The 23,565-nt window shown below is 39.5% G+C and carries 19 protein-coding genes; 9 read left to right on the top strand and 10 right to left on the bottom strand.

The features are described 5' to 3' along the window. Window position 1 precedes the first annotated feature (1 nt). Both B3P16_RS07255 and B3P16_RS07250 read right to left on the bottom strand, forming a co-directional pair. Window positions 2-4,345, bottom strand: a complete 4,344-nt coding sequence (locus B3P16_RS07255) for a CusA/CzcA family heavy metal efflux RND transporter (RefSeq protein ID WP_286842126.1) — start codon at window positions 4,343-4,345, stop codon at window positions 2-4. A 172-nt stretch (window positions 4,346-4,517) separates the two neighbouring features. Next, window positions 4,518-4,913, bottom strand: coding sequence for a hypothetical protein (locus B3P16_RS07250; RefSeq protein ID WP_046675112.1), 396 nt, complete (start codon window positions 4,911-4,913; stop codon window positions 4,518-4,520). A gap of 224 nt (window positions 4,914-5,137) precedes the next feature. Here B3P16_RS07250 and B3P16_RS07245 point away from each other — a divergent pair, with 224 nt between their 5' ends. Then, window positions 5,138-5,518 carry a YidH family protein gene (locus B3P16_RS07245; RefSeq protein WP_046675113.1) on the top strand — a complete coding sequence of 127 codons (381 nt, stop codon included), beginning with the start codon at window positions 5,138-5,140 and terminating at the stop codon, window positions 5,516-5,518. A 99-nt stretch (window positions 5,519-5,617) separates the two neighbouring features. Here the strand turns inward: B3P16_RS07245 and B3P16_RS07240 are convergent, their stop codons facing one another. The 3 genes from B3P16_RS07240 to B3P16_RS07230 form a co-directional block, all read right to left on the bottom strand. Then, complete coding sequence (locus B3P16_RS07240; RefSeq protein ID WP_286842124.1) at window positions 5,618-6,799, bottom strand: MFS transporter; 1,182 nt, start codon at window positions 6,797-6,799, stop codon at window positions 5,618-5,620. Between the two features lie 218 nt (window positions 6,800-7,017). Then, complete coding sequence (locus tag B3P16_RS07235) at window positions 7,018-8,094, bottom strand: DKNYY domain-containing protein (protein WP_286842122.1); 1,077 nt, start codon at window positions 8,092-8,094, stop codon at window positions 7,018-7,020. Window positions 8,095-8,125: 31 nt separating this feature from the next. After that, window positions 8,126-8,503, bottom strand: coding sequence for a nuclear transport factor 2 family protein (locus B3P16_RS07230; RefSeq protein WP_046675115.1), 378 nt, complete (start codon window positions 8,501-8,503; stop codon window positions 8,126-8,128). Window positions 8,504-9,364: 861 nt separating this feature from the next. Between B3P16_RS07230 and B3P16_RS07225 the strand changes: the two genes are divergently transcribed. The 7 genes from B3P16_RS07225 (at window position 9,365) to B3P16_RS07195 (ending at window position 18,428) form a co-directional block, all read left to right on the top strand. Further along, window positions 9,365-10,207, top strand: coding sequence for a helix-turn-helix transcriptional regulator (locus B3P16_RS07225; protein WP_286842120.1), 843 nt, complete (start codon window positions 9,365-9,367; stop codon window positions 10,205-10,207). 439 nt (window positions 10,208-10,646) lie between these two features. Continuing rightward, entirely contained in the window at window positions 10,647-10,772 is a 126-nt protein-coding gene (locus tag B3P16_RS07220; RefSeq protein ID WP_262506884.1) for a hypothetical protein, read from the top strand. Between the two features lie 32 nt (window positions 10,773-10,804). Further along, window positions 10,805-12,469 carry a hypothetical protein gene (locus B3P16_RS07215; protein WP_286842118.1) on the top strand — a complete coding sequence of 555 codons (1,665 nt, stop codon included), beginning with the start codon at window positions 10,805-10,807 and terminating at the stop codon, window positions 12,467-12,469. 199 nt (window positions 12,470-12,668) lie between these two features. Continuing rightward, entirely contained in the window at window positions 12,669-12,851 is a 183-nt protein-coding gene (locus tag B3P16_RS07210; protein ID WP_286842116.1) for a hypothetical protein, read from the top strand. A 103-nt stretch (window positions 12,852-12,954) separates the two neighbouring features. Then, a complete protein-coding gene (locus tag B3P16_RS07205; protein WP_286770492.1) occupies window positions 12,955-14,127 on the top strand; it encodes a helix-turn-helix domain-containing protein in 1,173 nt (390 codons plus the stop codon). 247 nt (window positions 14,128-14,374) lie between these two features. Continuing rightward, entirely contained in the window at window positions 14,375-17,179 is a 2,805-nt protein-coding gene (locus tag B3P16_RS07200) for a TonB-dependent receptor (protein WP_286842113.1), read from the top strand. A 10-nt stretch (window positions 17,180-17,189) separates the two neighbouring features. Next, window positions 17,190-18,428 carry a Ca2+-dependent phosphoinositide-specific phospholipase C gene (locus tag B3P16_RS07195; RefSeq protein ID WP_286753400.1) on the top strand — a complete coding sequence of 413 codons (1,239 nt, stop codon included), beginning with the start codon at window positions 17,190-17,192 and terminating at the stop codon, window positions 18,426-18,428. Between the two features lie 177 nt (window positions 18,429-18,605). Here the strand turns inward: B3P16_RS07195 and B3P16_RS07190 are convergent, their stop codons facing one another. The 4 genes from B3P16_RS07190 to B3P16_RS07175 form a co-directional block, all read right to left on the bottom strand. Continuing rightward, window positions 18,606-19,406, bottom strand: coding sequence for a 3-keto-disaccharide hydrolase (locus B3P16_RS07190; protein ID WP_286753401.1), 801 nt, complete (start codon window positions 19,404-19,406; stop codon window positions 18,606-18,608). A 153-nt stretch (window positions 19,407-19,559) separates the two neighbouring features. Beyond that, window positions 19,560-20,231, bottom strand: a complete 672-nt coding sequence (locus B3P16_RS07185; protein WP_286770495.1) for a hypothetical protein — start codon at window positions 20,229-20,231, stop codon at window positions 19,560-19,562. 134 nt (window positions 20,232-20,365) lie between these two features. Continuing rightward, window positions 20,366-20,728: a VOC family protein gene (locus B3P16_RS07180; RefSeq protein WP_286842110.1), complete on the bottom strand. Its 363-nt coding sequence runs from the start codon at window positions 20,726-20,728 to the stop codon at window positions 20,366-20,368. 5 nt (window positions 20,729-20,733) lie between these two features. After that, window positions 20,734-20,937 (bottom strand): hypothetical protein, encoded by a 204-nt coding sequence (locus B3P16_RS07175; protein ID WP_046675125.1) that lies wholly within the window; start codon window positions 20,935-20,937, stop codon window positions 20,734-20,736. 193 nt (window positions 20,938-21,130) lie between these two features. On the opposite strand from B3P16_RS07175, the gene B3P16_RS07170 reads away from it, so the two are divergent. Next, on the top strand, window positions 21,131-23,149 hold the full coding sequence (locus B3P16_RS07170) for a hypothetical protein (protein WP_286842107.1): 2,019 nt from the start codon (window positions 21,131-21,133) through the stop codon (window positions 23,147-23,149). 92 nt (window positions 23,150-23,241) lie between these two features. Here B3P16_RS07170 and B3P16_RS07165 read toward each other — a convergent pair whose 3' ends face one another. Beyond that, window positions 23,242-23,508 carry a hypothetical protein gene (locus tag B3P16_RS07165; protein ID WP_139145015.1) on the bottom strand — a complete coding sequence of 89 codons (267 nt, stop codon included), beginning with the start codon at window positions 23,506-23,508 and terminating at the stop codon, window positions 23,242-23,244. Window positions 23,509-23,565 lie beyond the last annotated feature (57 nt).

Here is a 23,565-nt window from a genome sequence, read left to right as displayed (position 1 = left end):
TTTATCGATTTATCATAATGTAATGAAGCAGAATGGCATTTTCATTGAGCTGCCACAACGCATCCGTATAATTACTTTTCAGTAGGATTGCTTGGTTGACCAAAGTGACAAATTCGAGATAATCTATGGCGCCGTTTGAGAATTTTTTCTGTACGGTTTCAAAGACGATTTCAGCATTCTTGAGTCCTTCGGTTTCATATTGATCGACAATATCGAGACTGGTCTGATAGCGTTGAGAAAGCTCTTGTACTCTTTTTTTAAGCTCAAATTGTGCATTTTGCAATTCGTCGCTCGCGATGGTTTCCGCTAGACGTGCAGTCTCGATCCGAGCTCTCTGTCCTTTGGAAAATACCGGTACGGCAACACCTAACTGTACAGAATGGAATCGCGGACTTGCGTCGTAGGTCCTGTTATCTGGACCGGTACCTTTAAAACTATTTAGATTATAGCCTAATAGCAACTCGGGGAGCAATTTAGATTTTTCAACCCTTGTTGCTTGTTCCGAGACTATTTTTTCTTGTTCCAATACCTTGAGCAAAGGATGATCGGCTATTGATAACTGACGAAATTCGATCTTTTCCATAGAACTTAGGGTGTAGGTCTCTTCCGTATTTAGCAGCCACTGGAATTGCAATTGAAGTCCCTTTATCTCATCACGTACCTGTCTCAATTGGATCGTGATAGCTGCTTTTTGATTCTTCGCGGTTACACTTTCAAGGGCATCACTTTCACCTGCTTTTTGACGTAGAATGGTTTTGTCGAGAAAGCTGCTATACAATGACAGTGCTTTAGTCAAAAGCTGTTCCTTTTGTTGCCAATACAGTATGTTGTAATAGGTAAGACTGACAGCCTTTTTAAGCTCAAACTCTTTGAGAGAGACTTGTAGTTGACTTCTTTTCCATTCTTCGGTATAGCGGGCCCGTTGCCTTTTGTAGACCGCAGGAAAACCAAAACGTTGACTGATACTGACCTTTGTATCCTGATAGGCGCTATTGATCTGGCCATAATCCAAACTGATATCCATCTGCGGAATATCGGCAGTGGATGACCCTATTAGCGCTTTGGCATAGGCAGCTCTTAGTTTTTCAATTTTTATGTTACGGTTGTTTTGGAGAGCGAGTTCAATAGATTGATCCAAAGTAACCACAGTCTGTGCTGTTGAATTGTTTGTTGTTAAAAAAATAAATGCAATCAAAAGAGGTGCAACATGTCGTCCTTTTAATTTATTGAGTTTAAATCCCCGTTCTATAGTTACATAAAGCAAAGGGAGAACGAATAATGTTAATAACGTTGCTATAAGCAGGCCACCAATGACAACAGTTGCCAATGGGCGTTGTACCTCAGCTCCAGCGCCATTGCTCAGTGCCATGGGGATAAACCCCAGTGAGGCAACCGATGCGGTCATCAAAACGGGGCGCAAACGATTTTCTCCGCCATCGACAACAATGCGTACAATATTGCGGATGCCACTTTTTTGAAGCCTGTTAAATTCGGAGATCAATACGATACCATTGAGGACAGCCACGCCAAATAAGGCTATAAATCCAACCCCGGCACTGATACTAAAAGGCATTCCCCTTAGTGCCAACAGGAAAACCCCACCTATAATCGATAATGGGATAGCACTATAGATCAATAAACTTTCTTTAACAGATTTAAACGCAAGGAATAGAAGTATAAAGATTAAGGCTAAAGCAATAGGGACAGCAATCAGGAGGCGTTGTTTGGCATTATTGAGATTTTCAAAAGAACCGCCATATTTGATGGAGTATCCTGTTGGAAGTTTGATTTCCTTATCAATTTTAGCTTGTAGTTCATGGACGATACTTTGTACGTCGCGGTCTTTGATATTAAATCCGACGACAATCCGGCGTTGTGCGTTTTCACGTTGGATCTGATTTGGCCCTTGCTCAATGGCCACACGTGCCAATTGGGAAAGTGGAATTTGGTTGCCCGTAGGCGTGGGGATTAAGAGGTTACGGATATCGGTAATATTCTTTCGGTCCTTGGCGGCTAGGCGGACGACCATGTCAAAGCGTTTCTCTCCTTCGAATACCAGACCTGTACTCTGTCCAGCAAAAGCAGCATTTATGGTTCTATTTACGTCAGCAATGGAGAGTCGATGCTGGGCGATCATTGGACGGTTATAGGTTATGACGACTTGTGGAAGTCCGCCAATAGGTTCGACGTAAAGATTTTGGGCTCCTTGGACCGTTTCAATGATTTTACCTATTTGCTGAGCATGTAAGGCCAGAGAATCGAGGTTGTCTCCAAATATTTTGAGGACAACATCTTGCCGCGCCCCCGTCATCAGTTCGTTGAACCGCATTTGGACGGGGTACTGAAAGCCGGCCGTAATACCGGGTACATCCGTCAAGGCCATACTCATTTTTGAAGCAAGTTCTGGAAATGTATGGGCCGAAGTCCATTCTTTTTTGTCTTTTAGGATAACCATCATGTCTGATGCTTCCATTGGCATAGGATCGGTTGGCACCTCGCCGCTGCCAATTTTGGTGACTACTTTTTCGACCTCAGGAAATCTGCTTTTCAGAATATGGGCAGCCTTTTGAGTGCTTTCAATGGTCGTCGTCAGGTTACTGCCCGGAAGAACCCGCGTGTCGACTGCAAAATCTCCTTCCTCTAGTGAAGGAATAAATTCCCCGCCGAGGTGACTTAGTGTAACTACGGCAAGTATAAAAAGCGAGATAACCAATGCAAGAATAGTCTTTGGAAGTCGGAGTACTTTGAGTAATACATGGACATAAAATTTTTCAAGTCTTTTCATCAGCCGATCCGAAAGCGAAGGTTTGCTATTTCTCGCACGAAGTAATATTGAACTCATCATCGGTATATAGGTGAGCGATAAAAGGAACGCGCCTAATAAAGCAAATGCGACTGTTTCGGCCATGGGTTTGAACATTTTACCTTCGATTCCTTCCAATGTTAAGATGGGGAGGTAAACGATCAGGATAATGATCTGTCCAAAAACAGCACTGTTCATCATACGACCGGCTGATGCTGTCACCATATCATCCATTTCAGAAGCGGGCACCTTGAGCAATTCTTTGAATCGTTGCTGCTGCATAAGCTGATGCATCACAGACTCGACAATAATGACAGCCCCATCAATGATTAATCCGAAATCGAGTGCACCGAGACTCATCAGGTTACCACTCACTCCAAAGAGGTTCATCATGCAGATTGCAAATAGCATGGCTAAGGGAATGACGGAGGCCACGAGCAATCCAGCCCGTATATTGCCTAGGAAGAGTACTAGTACAAAGACGACAATTAATGCTCCTTCCAAGAGATTTGTCTGCACCGTACTGATGGCATTATTGACCATTTTGGTACGATCAAGAAAAGGTTCAATAAGGACACCTTTAGGCAATGTTTTTCGGATTTCCTCTACTTTGGCCTTTACATCTGCAATGACTTGGCTGCTATTGGCGCCTTTTAGCATCATCACGACGGCTCCAGCAACTTCACCATTGTCGTTGTAGGTCATCGCGCCATAGCGGGTTGCATAGCCAGGTTGTACTTGAGCAATGTCCCGAATGAAAATCGGTAGGTCGTTTTGCTTACCCGCAATCGCAATATTTTGGATGTCGTCAATGTTGCCGACCAGTCCTTCGCTTCGGATATAAAGGACTGTTGGTCCTTTCTCAATGTATGCGCCGCCGGTGTTTTGGTTATTGGCATTTAGTGCGTCAAAGACATCGTTGATTGTAATCCCATAGGCATTGAGTCTGTCAGGGTTGACAGCGATCTCATATTGTTTCAGCTTTCCCCCGAAACTACTGACTTCAGCTACGCCTTTGACGCCTAGCAGCTGCCTTCTGACAATCCAATCTTGGATAGTACGCAGTTCGGTTACATTATACTTGTGCTCGTATCCCGACTGGGGTCGAACGACATATTGATAAATTTCTCCAAGACCTGTAGAAATAGGGCCCAGCTGGGGAGAACCTATGCCTGGAGGAATTTCTTGCTGTACCTGTTGCAGACGTTCAGCGACTTGTTGCCGGGCCCAATAGACATCAATGTTGTCATCGAAGACAATGGTTACAAGGGATAGCCCAAATCGCGAAAAACTCCGGATTTCCTGTAATCCAGAAATATTACTGTTGACCTGTTCGATTGGAAAGGTGATTAATCGTTCAATATCCGTTGCACCAAAAGAAGGGGCAATAGTGATGACCTGCACCTGATTGTTGGTAATATCAGGTACAGCATCAATAGGAAGTTTGGTCACCTGATATGTGCCTATCCCGATTAATGCCAACATCAGTAGTGCTACAATGAGTTTGTTCTTTACAGAGAACTCAATGATTTTCGTAAGCATAATAAATAGATTCTGTTAAATCGTAAAATAATAGCGGAAGACTTCAGCCAAGCGTAGAATCGCAGCGATAAAAAAGGATGCAATTGTGACATGACAAAACTTAAACTTTTACTGACGTGAAAGTTATGGTCGGGTGGAAGTCTTCAACCGAAATAATAAGAAGTATGATGTATTAACAGAATTTGGGCGGCTGCCAAATGGAAGTTATGAATGTATCCTCTATAAACTGATCATTCCAAACAGCGGTATTGTTATTTTTTTCGGGTAAGGATCTATTTTTAATTTTGATAGCAGCAATTTGGGGGCACACAAAAACAGCGTTGTATGAGGTTGTATGCATCATAAAAGGAAGTTTTTGATCTTTCTCATAGTCATCGTCATGTGGGTGATTCTCTAGGTGGTACCCACTGTAGTGTACGTTCAGAAAATCGACGACAGAGAGGCTTGGATTTTTTACTTTGTGCTCAAAATAATGCTCAATCAACAACGGAAATCTCAATAATTGTGAAATTTCGGTTGCCGACGCGATGTAAATCGTCAAGAAGCATATAGCCAGCAGCTTTTTCATCCTAAACAAAGCTATAAAAAATATCATTAAAATATTAATCAAACTTTTCAACGTTCTGCAGCGTTTTATTGAAAAACAAACAAAATGATTGCTGAACCTTAAAAAATTGACTAACCTGTGAACGATATGTGCTAAAGCATAGTCACAGCCATAACAGGTTGCTTAAGGCTAGGTATAAATTTTACAATTCTTTTAACGTATTTGTTGATCAAAATTTATTTCGAATGACTAAAAATACCCCCCAAAAGGTAAATGACCATCTTGCTAATGAACGAACTTTCCTTGCTTGGATCCGGACGAGCCTAGGGATTATGGGATTCGGTTTTGTAGTTGTTAAATTTTCATTATTTATTCGTCAGATTGAGCTCATTTTAAAAAAAGATGTAGTTGCAGGCTCACAGCATGAACATTCTGGCGCTGTTGGCGTTTCCATTGTAGTCATAGGTGCATTGACAGTTATTGTCGCTTTCTTTAAATATCGTAAAACGAACAAACAAATTGAAGCGGAAAACTTTACTCAAACTTCAAATAGCATCACGATTGTGGCTGTGTTAATTTTTGTCATAGGTATTATTCTGAGCTGGTATCTTATCGATGGTCTTTAAGGAGAAAGCGTTAGATCTAGTTCGCGCTGGAATGATTATTCACGCTAGCTAGATCTAAATTGACCGTGCATTCGCTATTTACGATACGGGCAAAATATATTATTGCGATGTACACTGCGCGACCGTTATTTGCTTTATTGCGCTACGTTTTTCTAGAAACTGTCGTAGGGCGATCATCAAAAAAGCAAGAAAACCAAAGCTCATCGTAAGCCATGGCGAAAATTCTACACCTTTCGAAACGATAATCCAGCCACCTACGGTAGTTCCCAAGGTTACCCCAAGATTGCCAAATGAAGTCGCTAGACTATTGGCAAATTCTAGCGCCTCGGGTGCAGAGGAAATCATATAGGTAGATGCGTTTAAGAAGCTAGGAGAATAAAGAAATCCCCACAAGGCAATCGTACAGACCGTGGCGAATAGATTGCCATCGGAAAAATACAGTAGTAAGGGGATAATAAGTGTACCCGATAAGAAAAAGGCCGTGGTAAACGTAATATTTCGGTTGAGCATTTTCCCTGCAACCCAGTTAGCAATGACTCCGATAATACCAAATACAAATAACATATAACTAACCATGGTACTGTCCATATTCTTTGCTTTGTTTAAATACTCGGCGAAGTAACTATAGGTAGAAAACCAAGCTGATACCATAAAGAAATTCATGGCGGTGCTGACCAAAAAGATGGGCTTGGTTAATATTTTCATTTGACTTCCATAGGTTTTTTTTTCTTTCACGGGCAACGGAGGAATGGTAAGATAGATCGCCAATAGCGCGATTATACTGACAACTGCCTGTATTGTGAAAGAATATGTCCAAGAAGAGAGACTGGCAATGTAGGTGGCGAAGGGGACGGTTGTTACCATGGCTATCGCAACACCACTGAAAACAATACTCATAAGCTCATTTTCATTTTGTTTCCCCCCTTTTAAAATGGCGACAGACAATGCTGTTGCAATATAGACAGGTTGGAGAAAGGCCGGAAGAATTCTTACAATAAGCAGTAACCAAAAAGGAGGGGATAATGAAGAGACAATCGCTGTGACTAAGAAAATAGCGATGGCAGTTAACATGACTTTCTTGCGGTCGAATCCCGAAGCGAGTAATGTCATAAATGGCCCAGTTATCGCAATGATCAAAGCAAAAGCACTCAATAAATAACCTGCTTTATCGATACTGATATGATAATGATCGGCTAGTTGCGGTAAGATGCCAATAATGCCAAACTCTGTTGTGATTACTGCGAGAAAACCCAAAGCGCCTATATATGCGTATTTTTTCATAAATAAAAACTGTTGTGTATGATTAATTATACGAGCAAATGTAAAGGCAAATACTTGCTTCTGGGTGTCAAGCAGCTATTTGTGTGTTACTAACAAATTTGTAAGTAATGGAAAAAGAAATTGTTCTATTGGTCGGCTTGTGGCGAACCCAAGGAAGGAAGAGAATGTTGTTTGATGTATAGCGCTTAAAGTCTGACTAATTGCTTCCATGATGGATTTTATACCTTATTTCCTGTAAGGCTACTAAACTTATTGCCAAGTTTGTCTTTGTAAAAATCGCCTTCCTTCTTAAAGCTTCTTGCATCTACTTCTTCAAGCAACCGGTTTTTATAAAACACATTTTTTGTGTCTTTTCCAAAATCATTGCCCAAGGGTATAAATGTTTTTACATCGGCACCTGGGATTATTTCCTGATTATAGAACACGTGACTTTTGTCTTTTGAATAGGAGTTGCTTCCGTAAGAGTCAATTTCTTCATCAATAGGATATAATTTAAAAGAGGGGGCATCAACATGCGCATATTTAAAATCTTTTCCTCTGAATAGGATAGTTTTATTGTCGATATTGATATGGTCCTGATCAAGCACACGAATTTTGTGGATGGTGTTAAATGGCCTCTTTACAATAGCTAACCCCTGTTGAAATGGCGGATAATAAATCGTGTCATAAATTTTTATGTAATATTTGTTAATCGCTTCAACGTTTCCAGTATTGGCTAAAATTGCCTTAAAGGTACCGATATTAGGTGAAATATATACGGAGTCTTTATCCTTTAGAAAGTAATCGTTGATGAACGAAAAGGTGTTCCTGTCGACTTTTATGGGATCATTCGAATAGAAGTAATGATCCTTGTCGCGTGCCCAGTTTATATGACCCGCAACCGCTTCATATGTCTTCGGATCTGCGCCTTCGATAATATGGAAGCCCAGGACCTGATCGATATAATAAACGTGAAAACGATCTTTTGGAATCTGCTGGTCAACATAAAAGGAACTTTTGTCCACAAGTTTTTGGGGCATCCCGCGAAAATAGACCGCATTTTTGTCTTTGGCGATATCTTCTGACAGGACTTCAAACGATTTGGCGTCAGCCTGCATTTGTGAAATACCCAAGCTAAACCAATTTCCATTCTGACAATAAGCGATCTGCCCTTTCGAATCAATAAAATAGGAGCCCGATTTTTGTTTATTGACGGGTTGGCCAATATTTCGACAAGAGATAAGAAAACAAGAAAAAATACAAGCTACAAAAAAAGCACGTTTTTTAATTTTTGTAATGCAGACAAGTGCTAACATATTCTTTTTTTAATTAGTTATTACCAATTATTTATGAGGGTAATTGCATAAAGCTTGCCCCAATAACCTTTAATGAGTTGTCAATGCGTTTCCAGGTTCTAAAATACCGGAATTTTCCTTCGAGTGGTGCCCCCATAACCTGACCTTTGGCCGTCATCGTAACGACTGAAAGTGCGGTATCTCCCACGAGCTTGATCGCATCGATTTCTGTTGTGGCTTGTTCAATAATCATTGCCTTTGACCTATGCGCATTTAGATCCATTTCTTTTGTTAGCATTTGGCCATCTGGCGCAATTGCTACCAGGCTATCGTACAGAAGGAGGTCAAGAGCATCTACATCACTTGCTAGCTGAGCCGCAAAAAGCTGATTCTCAGCTTCGACAATATCTTCTTTTGTTATTTTGTCCATAGTTAAATCTGATGATTACCATCTTTGTTTTAAGTGTTTATTATTTTAAAAATACTAAATCATTGTTGAGCTTTCGCCATTTGACAATTTCTTTTTTGCGCGCTATGTTCCACGAGAACAGTAACTGTTTAAGTTCCTTATGACAATTTGAGATAATTAATTACACCTTCTTTTAGCTCCTTATTTATTTGGTGTAGGTAGCTTTTTAGCCAGATATTTTCATAGTCTGCACGCTGTTAGTACTATACGGAGAAAAGCGGCAAAAAAAAAGGTTACCGGTCCATGCTTCTCGTGTCGGTTGCAGTAATATAATTTTCAGGGGATATAGTTGTAGCTGTTTAGCTACAAGGGTGATTGGTTATGGCATTATTTCTGTCTTCGAAATTTTTGGATAATGGGAGAGTTTTATTGAAGGTAGGGTCGAAAATATTTTAATTTATGATGTTCTTTTACAGCGCGTGTGTTACGTTACAATGGATTGTTTTATATTTTGAGTTACGAATTTGTAGCATGTTGTAGTCGATTTGTTGTCATTCTAGTGTGTTTTTGTGGTCAAATTGAAGCCTTTTAACCCTTGATTAAGTTTTGAATTTTTGGCTTATTTGTTTGAGAAAGATTTCAGCCATAAATCAACTGCCAATGAAAGGTTCCTGCCGAAAAGTAACAAGATACAGATGCTCAATTAGTTGTTGTACACCACTTATCGGTCGTTTACATTGATCAAAAGCTGTTATATGAATCTTATTTGAAATCAAGAAACTAATAATTAAAGGTCTTATCATGGTAAAGGGTTTATTTTTTAATCAAAAAATTTCTAGAGATATTACAAGGTCAGGATATATTCCAGTATATGCCATAAAGATGAAAAAAAAGCTCTTTTATTCGTTGGAAAAGACATATTTAAGTAAAGGATATGTTACGCCGTTATTGCATGTGACCTACCAATGGAGAACGAAAGGATTGTTAGGAAGTGGCGCCAAGGATATTCAATTAAGTCAAAATGGACAGGGAACTGAAATTGTTGAAGTGTTGAACACAATTGAAAGAGATCTTAAACATCGACAATATCATAGTATATTTTGGGGAAGCATGAGTGTCATCCTATTTCTTATGATTCTTACGTTAAGTTTCTTCTTCAGAATAAAATATAAAGCTCAGACAGATGAATGTATAAAACTAAGAATACGGAATGATGATTTAGAAAACCGACTAAATGCTGAGCTTGACTATCAAAAAGACGATCGGATGAAATTGCTTTCTCAAATACAAGTACTACAATCACAAAATGAACAGATGCAAAAGGCTGCTCTTTTTGATGCATTGCAGATCGAACGCAAAAATAAACTCCTTGATCATTTGAAGGTCGTACTCGTAGAAACTGAGGGCAATGAACATGCTGGTGTATTTGAACGGATGATAAAAGATGAACTGCGATTTGATGAAGTAACGGGACAACCTATTCGCGAATTTCAAACCATCAACCCTGATTTTTTTCTAAAGCTAAGAACGCTGTCTGAAAACAAGATCACTGCACTTGAATTAAAGCATTGCGCATACATGTACCTGCAGCACAGTACACTTGATATTGCGACTGCATTTCATATTGAACCCAAAAGTGTTCGTGTGACGAAGTATCGAATAAAACAAAAGCTGAAATTAGAAAAACAGGTGGATCTCGAAGCCTATTTGCAAAGTCTAGTTTAGACCGAGATGATAAGCTGTGATTTATTTTTTAGGGCACATTTTTTATTGCTTTCCGCTGAAGCCGATAGGTTGTTTATTTGGATTAATTTGTTTGATTTTATGTTTTGTATTTTTCTTTAAGTTTTTATCTATTTGTTTTATAGTTTGTTATATTCTGAGGTGGACTACGTTTGTATCGCATTATACCGTATTCTTCTGTTTTTACTTGGTTGATTATTAGGTTGTTGTGTCTTGTGTGGTCAAATTGTAGTCACGTTTGTTGTCAAAATGTAATCTTTGTTTTTAAATAATTTTCTTCTTTCGTATATAAGTTTGCGTAAATGTTGTTGGTAATGTTGTTTAGGTCATTTTTAGGCTTAACTCAATTAAGTATCGACTTAATTAAACCAAATTTTAAAAAAAAATGAAAAAAGAAAAGAAAATCTACGAAGCACCTACTATGGAGGTGCAAACAATTGAGCTGGAACAAGGGATTGCTGCCGGTTCGGGCGGTACGGGAACTCCAAATCCTGGTGTTGGCGATTGGGGAAATGGTTCTGGAGGCGAAGGAAATGGTGATTTATAAACTAACATCTATTTATTTAAATTAACAATTTTATGAAAATATCACGTTTAAAGCATTTAAGTTGGAGCGTTACATCTATTGCCTTATTGTTGGGAAGTACAGTTACATTCTTTGGATGTTCTAAGGAAGACGGTCGTATTGATCAGACTGAGGAAGGGACAAAACTGGATGGTACGAAGCTGGTTCTCAAAGTATCGGGCATAGATGAGACACAGCAGACAGCATCTATCAAAGGAAAAGCCAGTACAAATTCGACCAATTTGAATGGTCCAAAACTGTTGGAGTTTCCAGAATTTGACGCATTGATTGAAGTAGATAATAATATTCCATTTAAGGCGGCCCAGTTTACAACCAAGGCCGTAGCAGCATCTGCACAAGGGGCACGTGCCGCCGCGATGGACAATGGCATTACTTATCGTTTATTCTTGTTTTCACAAGACGGCAGCCAATTGATATCATCTACCCAATTTACAACAGGTAGCCAAGGAGCAATTGATGTAACGCAAGGCCAAACCTATAAATGGGTAGCTTTATCTTACAATAATGGTGAAGATATCCCTAACATAAATACGGGCAATACAACCATTGCGCTTCCAGCGGGAAAAGATGTGTTGTATGCAATGGGTGAGGTTGCTGTACCCACGGGGAGTGCAAATGTGAATGTTCCGATCAACATTCTATTTAAACATAAATTTGCCCGTTTGGGGGTAGAACTAAATTCGATGGGGATGTTCGCTAATATGACGGGGGCTAAGGTAGAGATCGCAGGAATAAAAACTGCCACAATCGATGTTGTTAACGGTACACTTTCAAACTTAATTTCTGCCGATCAAGAAATAGCCTTTTCAAGTTTTGCGGATATTGACCCGGCTTACCAAGATGCAAAAATCGGTTATGTGTATACTGCGGACCCGGCAGCGGTGTCTGGTGGGATAAAAGTAAATGTTTCAAACTTGGCTTTGAAAATAGATGATAATTCAACGCGCCAATTCTCATCGACTCCAGCGAATTTTGCGTTCAATATTACACCAGTATTAGGAAACAGCCATCGTTTATTGGTCAATTTGTTAGAATCACCTTTAACTGTCGACGGGGTAAGATGGGCGAGACAGAATATTTATTATCAGGCAGGACATAATCCCTATCGTTTTCACCATACCTATGCGCATTCAAATGCCAGAAATACCTACTTTTCATTCAAAGGGCTATTGCCAGATCGATTCGGGGTCAATAGTGATCCTTGTAACGAAGTTTACCCAAAAGGTGTGTGGCGCCAAGCCAGTGAAAGCGATTTTCGGAAGCTGACCGGCTTTTTGGGAATCGGTGGTCAGAGTCCTACATACGGGACAAGTAACGGTAGAGGTTATTTTGAATATAACGCAAGTGGAACAGCTGCACCATATCCAAATAACAAACTTCACTTTAACTTCAATGGAGGTAGTACCTCTTTCGCTGTGGTGAATGGTCTTGTACAGATCAATCTGGGCAATTTCGGAACACGCGCAGAAATCTGGACCGGTTCCTCGGGTATTAAAATTGGAGGACTACTTGGGTTGGGTGCCTGGTATTACCACGGTGAAAAAGGAATCTTCGGGAATAATAGTGCAGATCTGACAGCAAATCTACTCAACATATCTGTTATTGGTATAGATTTGATTGAGACACAGATGAAAAATGTGCGTTGTGTAAGGAATTAACATCGCGTTCTTATGATGATTAATGAGCTATTTAATTAGAATTTTGGATTTTCGTTTAAATAGCGATAAAAGCGACCTGTTTAACAGGTTGCTTTTTACAATCATAGTGACCTGTTATGTTCCCCTATCTTTAATTAAAAAAGCCCGATTCTGTACGCGATATGAGCGTAATGAATAGCCAGTTATAAAAACCAGTTTAATGAATGAAAATAATAAAGCTAGACCTCGATTTACAAAAGAAGTGAAGACGGAAGTCATCAATGCAATTGTTAATGGCGAGTTGTGGCTTGAAGAAGCCATGGAAAAATATAATGTACAGGATAGGAGGACAGTCATCATCTGGCTAAGAAAATATTTGCGCGATAGTAATAAACTTACTTAATACTTTGTTATGTCAAATATTGAATAGGTAGCGGATAGCATATTTAACAATTTGATAATACCTGATTCTTAACTTCGCGAAACAGCTTAGTCAGATTAAGGACGTGAATTATATTATTATTGTAGGGGCCACCCAGGCATTATTGGCATTGGGTGTTTTATTAAAGAATAGAAAAAATAATGGACAGCATGATAATATTCTTTCTTATTTATTAGCCTCCATATTTTTGCATTTGGCAATCAGTTTTGCTCTGAATGTTTTTTGGCCCCATTCAAAAATCCACCAACAGTTTAACACATTTATTGCTTTAGCTTATCCAGGGTTACTATGGTGTTATGTGCGCTATCTCGGACATCGCGGGAAACCCATTGATGTTCTCCTTGCTATGCTTCCGTCTATAGGTGCTTCAATCGGTTATTTTTGGATTGCTGCTTATGTAATTAAGAATGCTGGGGAGCTACCGCCATTTATAAGAAAATACAATTCGACGTCAGGTTATGCATATACGATATTATATATTGCTTACCCTTTAAAGATTTTGGCTCAGATAAAGTCGATATCGGTGTTCTGGAAATTGGAAAAAGGGATGGTTAGGTTGGCTGCATTTTTACTCTTACTAATAGGTCTTGCATTTCTTATCATCACGATCTGGACTCAGCTGTTTGATGTAACCCCTTATTTTTCTTTTATCCATTTGTGGCTTCGCGTCGTTATCTATTTGATATTGTCGATTATCTGTATCTCGATTATTTATGTAAAAATAAGCTCTTTCCTCTATGTCCATGTTTATCAGCTGGAGGAAGCCAAGGAACAGCTATCTGTCAATAATGAGAAAGAACCGATCGGTGTCGAAAGTAAAAAACAGCGCTCTTTTCCTGTGGAGGAAAATGAAAAGAATAGCAGCTTGGACTATGCAGGTATTTTGGCTAAGGTAGAGTATTTGATGTCCAATCATAAAGTTTTTTTGGATCCCGATCTGACATTGGAAAGTCTAGCGGCAAAAGCGGATGTATCGCGCCATCACCTTTCAGAAACCTTAAATCAATACAAAGAAAAGTCTTTTTATCAGTATATCAATGAATATAGGATTAAGGAGGTGGTGATGCTGATGGATAAGTGCAGAAAGAAAGGCGAAAGTATTCATATTCTCTCGTTAGCATTTCAGGCCGGCTTCCATTCCAAATCTTCATTTAATCAATATTTTAAAAGAGTCCAGGGTTGCACCCCATCGGCCTATCTCAAGGACGCAGCGCATTTCAATCTACTCAAGGCCTAATGGCTTACTGCAGCATTTCCGAGTTACGTTTACTTTTCTCTATGGAAAAGGCGTATTTCTACGTCGTTAACCAGGTGCCAATTTATCGATAACCTAAGCTTAATACAAAATTAATTTTTGTAAATAGCATATACACAGTTTGTTGTGTTGTTTGTCGTAAGCGATAGGTACTTCTTTATCGAGGAAGACGATCTGTAGTTTATGAAACATCAATTTCGTATCAAATAACAAAAATTGATTACATGATATGAAAAGGACGTTACTCTTTTTGATTGTGTTGATGCCTTTTTTTATACAGGCACAACAAATTACGGGAACTGTTACTTCAACTATTGATGAAGTATTGCCCGGAGCAACAGTACAAGTTGGAAAGCTGGCGGCACAAACCAATTTAGATGGTAGATTTACATTGATTTTAAAAGAAAAGGGACATATTAGGCTTTCTATTTTCTACACGGGCTATCAGGTGTTCACACTTGATACAGTAGTTTCCCAAGAAGGGATCCATTTAGGGAATATTAAATTGGTGCCTTCCAATAATAGTCTCGGTGAAGTTGTTGTTGTTGGTTCTTCTGCGGGCTCTCAAGTCAAAGCATTGAACATCAAGAAAGGGGCAAATGCCATTATGGAAGTGTTAGCGGCAGATGCCATTGGTAAATTGCCCGATCGAAATGCCGCCGAAGCTGTACAACGTATTCAAGGGGTCTCCATTGAGCGGGATCAAGGAGAAGGACGCTATGTTTCCGTACGGGGTACACCAATCCAGTGGAGCGCTTCGTTGTTAAATGGAAATAGACTTCCTTCAGCTAGTCTTGATTATGCTGATAGGAGAATTCAGATGGATATTTTCCCATCGGAAATGATTCAATATGTACAATTGTCAAAAGCTATTACTCCCGATATGGAAGGAGATGCTATTGGTGGATCCATCAATTTTATTACCAAAGCGGCCCCTCTTAAACGTACACTCAACATCAATGCCGCTAGTGGATATAATGGGCAATCTCAACGAGGTTCATACAATGGTTCTGTCCTTTTTGGAGATCGTATTGCCAAAGGTAAATTAGGGTACATTCTTTCTGCAGTAATCTGGGACCGAACAGCTGCCCAAGATCGATACAATCTAAACTATGATTTTGGAAACAGCGATAAGCGCCAAGCTTTTTCCATTACAGATCTTCAACTGCGCGATTATATTGCCCATAGGCGTACTGTTGGGTTTAATGGAGGGCTGGAATATGCCTTCAACGAGAAACACAAAATTATGGTCAAGGGCTTATATAGTGAATATCTAGATGCTCAGCGTGTGCGGGAAAACTATTTCTATTTTAATACTAAGACAGCAACGATTACAACAAGGACGGCAGATTATCATACCAATCTGTATTCCGGAGAGCTGAGCGGGCAGTCTGTTTTTTCAGAAAAATTAGGCTTGGACTGGGCACTTAGTGTCGATCAATCTTCATTTAAATTTAAGGATCCCGACTACTACCCGATGGCTACTTTCTCCCAGAAGGTGTCCTACGAAGGCATGGCTACAGATGGAAAGAAATACTTGGCGATGGATTCACCCGACGGAGTAGGGGACAATATTGATCGAATCCTGCCACATCTTTCACCTTCCTCTCCAATTAGTGCAGAGGCTATGAAGTTGACACAAGTCGTCAATATTAGAAGTAAAAACGAGGAGAGCAACAAACGTGCTGGTGTCAATTTAAAATATACACCGAGCAATTCATTGACCGTTAAATTTGGTGGCAAATTTATTCACAAAGACAAGAAGGTAGAGAATCCGTATAGTATTTATGTGGCCGGTGTCTCAGGACCTGCTCCGAGCTTAGCTCGTTTAGGGACTGAATCCTATCCGTATCGTGGCGGTTTTTTGACGGAAATAGGATCACCTTATAACAATGTACTCATTGACCAGATTTCCATGGAATCCGTAAAGCAGCTTGCTTCACCAGCAGGAATTGCAGATAACAAGTTGTACCCCTTCCGAGTCGATTCCGCTACAAATGCCTCCGGAGCGGCCAACTATTACAGCGGAAGGGAAAATGTCTACGCTATTTATGGCTCCGCGGAGTACAAACTGACTGAGCAGTTTACCCTTATTGCTGGTTTACGAAACGAATATAACAAAGTCACTTTTTCGGGTAACAAAGTATCAACGCTTGCCGATAAATCTACGCATGTTGAAGCTATCAATCAGGACAATAGCTACAATGCCTTTCTGCCTATGGTACATGTAAAGATCAATGCAACAAAAAACGATATTATTAGACTTGCATTCACACGAAGTTTTGCGCGCCCTGATTTTGGAAATCTCAATCCAGGTACGGTCCAGGATGATATCAATCGTGTGATCACACGCGGAAATCCTAATTTGAAACCCACTTTTGCCAGCAACTTTGATCTAATGGTCGAACATTATTTCGGTGGAATAGGCATGGTTTCAGCAGGCGCGTTTTATAAAAAGCTTTCTAACCTGATTTATTCCAATCAGTCTACGCAAAATATCAATGGTATCATGTTCAATGTCAATGAACCGGATAACCTCAAAAATGCGTGGCTCGCAGGCTTCGAAGCCGGCATATCAAAGAGGTTTACCGAATTGCCCGGAATATGGAAAGGATTTGGAATCGATGCGAATTATACGTTTACAGATTCAAAAGCTACAGTTCCGCGCTTCGACAATGGAAAATTAATGGAAGATAAGAGTACGATTCCTAAACAGGCCAAACATCTTTTCAACGTTTCTCTAATCTATGAAAATAGCAAATTTATGGCTCGTATTGCCGGAAATTATAAAGGGAAATATCTTGATGCTATTCGTCAAATCGCCGGACCAGAACATTACCGATGGTATTCGAGTAATTTTTCAGTTGACTTTTCTTCTTCTTACGCTATTAACGCCAAGTTTAGGCTATTTGCCGAGTTAAACAATATTACTGGTGCCCCGGTACGCTATTACCATGGTGTATACGATCGTGCTGAGCAGGCTGAATGGTATTCTGTCCGTGGTCAAATTGGTATCAGTGCAAAACTTTTTTAAAATGACAACAATGATGAAATTGAAACAAATCACTTTAACCGCAATATCCCTGCTTATAATGGGTATTGGAACGAGCTTTGGCCAACAAACCGAACTGGCAGAGCTGGACCAACTAAAGATCAACCAGATTCAAGTCCTTGGGACACACAATAGCTACGCTAAACCCGTGGATCCTCGTCTTTCGGCTTATGCAGATCCTATTTTTTCAAAGATGATGGAAAAGATGTCAACGCTATTCCCTCCAGATAAACTTAATTCCTTTAAGGAGTTTCACCCTAATGCGATGTCCATGAGTGAAGGATTAAAGTACGACCATCCACCTTTCGATGTGCAACTTGATAGTGGAATCCGTAGTTTAGAAATGGATGTATATTATGACCCTACTGGACATCGCTTTGATAAACCTGCGGGCTATGAGCTCCTCAATAAAATGGGGGTTTCGGATCTTGCTCCGTATCAAAAAGAGGATTTGGAAAAGCCTGGTTTCAAGATGCTTCATATTGCTGATTTTGATTTTCGATCACATTATACGACATTCCGTGCTGGTCTTACAGCGCTACGGGAATGGTCTGAAAAGCATCCCGGACATCTCCCTATTTTTATTATGGTCGAGGCCAAAGACAAAGGGATTCCGATTTTTCCTAATAGTGCTGAAGTACTTCCATTTGATGATAAGGCTTTTGATCAGTTGGATGCTGAAGTTGTTGCGGTATTGGGAAGAGAAAAGCTTGTTACACCTGACGATGTACGTGGAAACTACAGCACTTTACGTGAGGCAATACGTTCTGGTCATTGGCCCACTGTTAAATCCGCTCGTGGTAAATTTATCTTCCTGCTGTTGCCGGCAACAGCAGGAATGAACCTTGAATCAGCGTATGTTAAAGATAGGCCTAATCTTGAGAAGCGTATCATGTTTGTCCAGTCGGAACCCAATGATAGTTTTGCTTCATTTATACTATTGGACAATGCTTTGGTTCGTCAGGAAGAAATTCGACGTTTGGTGAGGGAGGGGTATATCGTACGTAGTAGGTCTGATATTGAAACCTTTGAAGCAAAAATCAATGATTACAGTAGGGCTAATGCTGCTTTCAGTAGTGGAGCTCAGATCATTTCAACAGATTTTTTTCGACCTGGAAATGGTTATAATACTTCTTACTATGTAAAGCTACCTAGTGGTAAGGTGGCCCGTCGGAATCCGGTGAATAGCATGAAGAAAAAATCTAAGGATATGATATCTACAAAACGGTAGGTCTGTCGGTCGCTATTGCAAATACACTTGAATAAATGAACAGGTAAGGTCGTTCAGAAATTTTCTGAATGATCTTACTTGTTCACTCAAGCTTTTTCAGCAATTGAAATAATATACACCGTCGTTTTCTCTTCAAAAACGCTATTGTTGTACTTTTTTCCTTACGTTAGCCTCTTTTTACTTCTTTGGTTTAGGCAGCTCCTTAATCCATATATTCTTAAAATCTACGGGTTGACCTTCACTCTGTAAAGCGATAAATCCACTGCTGAGCAACTTACCATCGATCTTCATTTTGGGGTCATACCCATTGGCCGTTCCACCTCCAATCTGAGGTTTTGAATATTCTAGTACGGTATCTCCGTTAATGATGTGTTTGATTAACGAATCTCCCAATACAATCAATTCCCCTTTAACCCATTGATCACCATCATAGGTCTTCGAAGTAGAATTTAAACAATGTGAGGAAGCTATTTTGCCCTGATAGACCACATTGGTTCCAGGGGAACACATATTTCCTGTAGGACGGGGTTGACCATCGCTCAATCCTCCTAAAAGTTGCATTTCGACAGAAATAGGCCAGTCCTGTTCTTTCAACATTGTTCTGGGGTCCTGCGAATGAAACATCACGCCGCTGTTACGAAGCGTATAGGAGGGGGCACCTTTATGGAGCGCGCCTACAAATCGATATTCAAACTTTAAATGATAATAAGAAAAGGGTGTTTTATAATATAAATGGCCAAATTGATCATTAAAATCATCATACTGATCATATCTGACCTTAATTATTCCATCTTCGACTCTAAACGTATTTCCGTAGTTCACACCGACATCATGATGATGAATTTTAACAAACCAATCATTGATGTCTTTTCCGTCAAATAATGATTTCCAGCCAGTATTATCTCCCTGGCTTTTCATTCCTGCGCATCCTGCAAAAATAAGGCCGGTAGCTAATATGGAGTAAAGGATTCTTCGCATAACATTGATGTTTGGTTTAAAATTGGATAGCAAGATACGATATATTACACTAAATTTTACGATCTAGGAAATATCAGGGACAGTAGTAGCTCATTCCAGTTAAGCGTTGGGTAGATAATAATAGGACAATTTAAACGAAGAATCAGTGTATATTTAAGCAAGTTTCGCGTCTCTTGTTAATTTACTTTTGTCAAGATATAGCTCATTACTGAACAGGTCTGTCAATACTTTTTCAATCTCGATTTTATTGCATGTTGTAGGGTTTCGTCTCGATTTTAAATAATTTTCCGCTGTCATTTTTTTTGCCAATTGTCCTACCGTTTGCAAGTCAAGCACCTTACCGGTTTTTTGTGCAAGCCAAAGCGCAAAATGGGCGGATACCAGGCCTGTGAGTCCAATTGGCCAATTAAAGTAAATAACAGCCAAGGAAGAAACATAAAAAATCGCGAGTATTAGAGTTACCCAGTAGGGTGGGCGTAGGATGTCAAGTTTAAAGCCTAAATGTCTTTCGAGTTTTTCTACCTTTAACCGTCGACCATGTTTGGGTAAAATGTTCGCAAGTGGAGACTTTATCGTGATCATTTGATGATCGATTTGAGCTGTCGAAGCAATTGCTTCACGTAACTTATAAAAAGCCTGCTGATTTGTACAGTCGCTCGAATGATCAAGTTGTATCTTATTCGTGATGTGATCGCAGAGCTCGCCAAACGTCGAGATATGCATAAGTTCTTTACTCCTAAACTTAATGTCAAATGATTTTTCGACTATAACGAGCACATCGCCAATATCGTCCGGATCTATATTTTGGAGTTCACAATCTGTCATCACATTCGTTGTATGAATTCATTTTATTATACTAATATACTTAAAATGTTCATTTGTATACTCATGGTATTCCGCTTTGAAAAAATTAGAGCCCTATTTATGAATAAAAAACGTTCAGCTGGAATGTCTACTCATTAAACCTTATTTGATTTGGAATAATCTGTTATTCCAAGTTTGTTTCCGGATGGATCGTTAAATTCAACTGCTAAACCTGTCATGATCTCAAATGGCTCGCTTAAAAATACGATCCCTTTTTCCTTAAGCCGTTCATATGTTGTCTTGACATCGGCAACGGTAAACCAAATCGTCGGTTTGGTATGTTGTACTGTACTAAGAATGATTGCAGGTTCATAATCACCTATCTTGAAAGCCGTCATTCCCTTATCCGAAAAATCGAATTTAGTTTCTAGGCCAAGTAGATTTCCATAAAATTCCTTTGCCTTCTCGAGATTTTCTACGGGTAGAAAGAAATTGTCGTAATCCAATATTAAACTCATTTTGTTCAGGATTTGATTTGCGATAGGTCAATACCAAATGCCGTCAATTGAGATGCTCCAAATTCAGTGATATAGAAATTTTTATCACTAGGATCTGCTTTTGCTAACCAACCTTTTACAATCAGAGCCTCTAGTAAAAGTTGGCCGAGTTTTCCGCCGATATGTTCGTAACATAATTTTGCAGGCTTCATTTTATTGTTATTTTTCATTTTCGTCTCTTATATCAAGTTAATCGTTGATTTATAATTTCTTACCTGTAAAAGTATAAAACTTCAAGTGGAAGCTAAATGACCAAAATCATTGATTCAAGTGGCTATTTGACACAATTCAGCGAGCGAATCTTTGCGAGTAGGAAAACAAAATGTATGCAAATTTGGTATCTAGAGTAGGGATTTTTTTTTTATGAGAAAAGAACAGGATAAAGAGCAGCAGGTAAGAAGTTTGTTTGGACGATTTAAAGGTGAATTAAGGGATCCTGCTTATGTAAACGTTGATTTTTTGGTTTTACTCGTGGACATCATCCGGCCAAAGCATGTTCATGTACTTTATCAGGTTGATATTCAATTTTTACTGGATTATCTGAATGCCGCACCGCAGGAGTTGGAAGGCTTTCAGCTTTATCTCAAAAGAATCTTGGCTGAAAAAGATTTTGATCAATTGATTTCTGATACTGGTATAATTAGTTATGCAGATTTTTTTTATGAACTAAAAAAAAGAATCACCGAGCGGTATTTGCCTTTTCAACCACCTAAGTCTACTTTACAATATCTGTTAAATCAGGTTTTTTACAAACCTGGGGATGCGGACTGGGTTGCCGCGATTCCGCAACATCAGTTCGATGAGCTGTTTCGTGTATGTCAATTTGAAACGATTTACGATGACAAAACGGGTTTTGGAATGACCGAAATATTGTATGGGTTGGAACTGTTGGTTCAACGTATTACCGGGCGTGCAATGGAAACAGACGTAAACAAGATGGTACCCGAGTTTCAAAATTTTGATAGCCCATTTATTGCTATTATGCGGGAGTTTACCGAATTGAATGATCGTATTTTACAATCAGAATATAAGTTTATTTCCTCGGATGATCTTTCTTATAAACAAATCTTGGTACTTCATAAGCAATGCGAATCGTATATTGAAACGGCTTTCGATAATTCACATCGTTTTGGAATTTCCATCAAAGTGAATCAATCGCTCTTACGTATGCGGCAACAACTGGAAAGGATCCGAGAAATTTTGTCGTTTTTAGTCATCGATCATCCAGATGAAAAGAGGCAAAAGACGATTGCGCTGGGCACGACACTTATTGGTTATAATTCCCGGAAAAGCAATATTCGCAAATTGGTTGGACAGAGTACACAGCTCTTGGCCTACGAAATTACGCATCATACTGCGCAGACCGGTGAGCATTATATTACCTCAAGTAAACAGGAATATTGGAAAATGTTCCGTTCAGCCTGTGGAGGAGGCCTCATTGTTGGCGTTATGTGCATCGTTAAATTATTGTTAGGTAAGATACACAGCAGTGAATTTGGTCATGCATTTCTTTACAGCATGAATTATGCGATTGGCTTTACGCTTATTTATCTTCTTGGTGCAACTTTGGCAACCAAACAGCCTGCGATGACAGCTTCTGCATTGGTGAACGCTATTGAGCAAGGGATTTCCGAACAGGGGGACAGCAAACATCGTTATTGGAAATTTGCTGAATTGTTTGCCCGATTATTTCGGTCTCAGTTTATTGCCTTTATTGGTAATGTTGTGATGGCTTTTCCGATGAGCTTTTTTCTTGTCTGGGTAATTCAACAATTGTTTCAGGTCAATATTGCGAGCGCCAAGTGGTTACATCTGGTCAATGATCTTAATCCAATAAAAACACCGCTGATCTTGCATGCGTCTATCGCCGGTATTTTTCTATTTCTTTCCGGGATTATTGCCGGCAGTATTTCAAACCGAGACAAACACAACTCCGTGTACTACCGCATTCAAGAACATCCCCTATTGAAAAAAATATTCGGCCAGGCAAAAACAAACAAAATAGCTTCGTTTTATGAAAAAAAATGGGCTGGTATCGTATCCAATATTTGGTTTGGGATCTTTATGGGAACGACAGCTTCCGTTGGACTTTTTTTAGGTTTAAATTTAGATATAAGGCACATTACATTCGCCAGTGGGAATCTGGCATTGGGACTATTTGGTCATGGGATGGAGCTATCTACTGATATATGGATTTGGGGCATTTTAGGGATTGGTATCATAGGATTCTTTAATTTTATGGTCAGCTTTTCCCTTTCCTTACTGTTAGCGTTTCGCTCGAGGAACCTTCCATCAAAAGAATTGATTAAAATGGGAAAGGCGGTTTGGATCTATTTCAAAATAAATCCAAAACTATTTTTCTTTCCACCACAAAAAAATTAAAAATGGGAAGCTTCTTCCAGTGTTAGCTGAGCAATCTTGCTATTTTAAGGTCGGCGCAACACCTATACAGCTAGCAGAAGATGTGGCCCTATCTAGACATTGATATCACCCGAAAGATCAGGTTTATCTTCATCATCTTTTTCTTTCTGCTCGGCTTGCGCTTCCTCCCTGTCATGGGTACGATCATCTTTAATACCCGATTGATTGGTATTGGGGTCTCTATCTTCTTTGGAAGTGCCCTCTTGTTGAGCTTCGGATAAGTCTGGGCTTGGCTCCCGTGGATCTGGGTTTGGAATGGCTGCGATGATAAGAACAAGCATGCCAACATGCGTTTCTTTGGTGTTTTTAGATCTGTTCATTTTAACGAGTTTTTTAAAAAAGAACACTTTTTGATCCATTATCGTTGGTTCAAATCA

Source organism: Sphingobacterium sp. UBA7631 (genome assembly GCF_002483935.1).
Taxonomy (GTDB): domain Bacteria; phylum Bacteroidota; class Bacteroidia; order Sphingobacteriales; family Sphingobacteriaceae; genus Sphingobacterium; species Sphingobacterium multivorum.
This window is presented reverse-complemented; position numbering and strand designations above follow the sequence as displayed.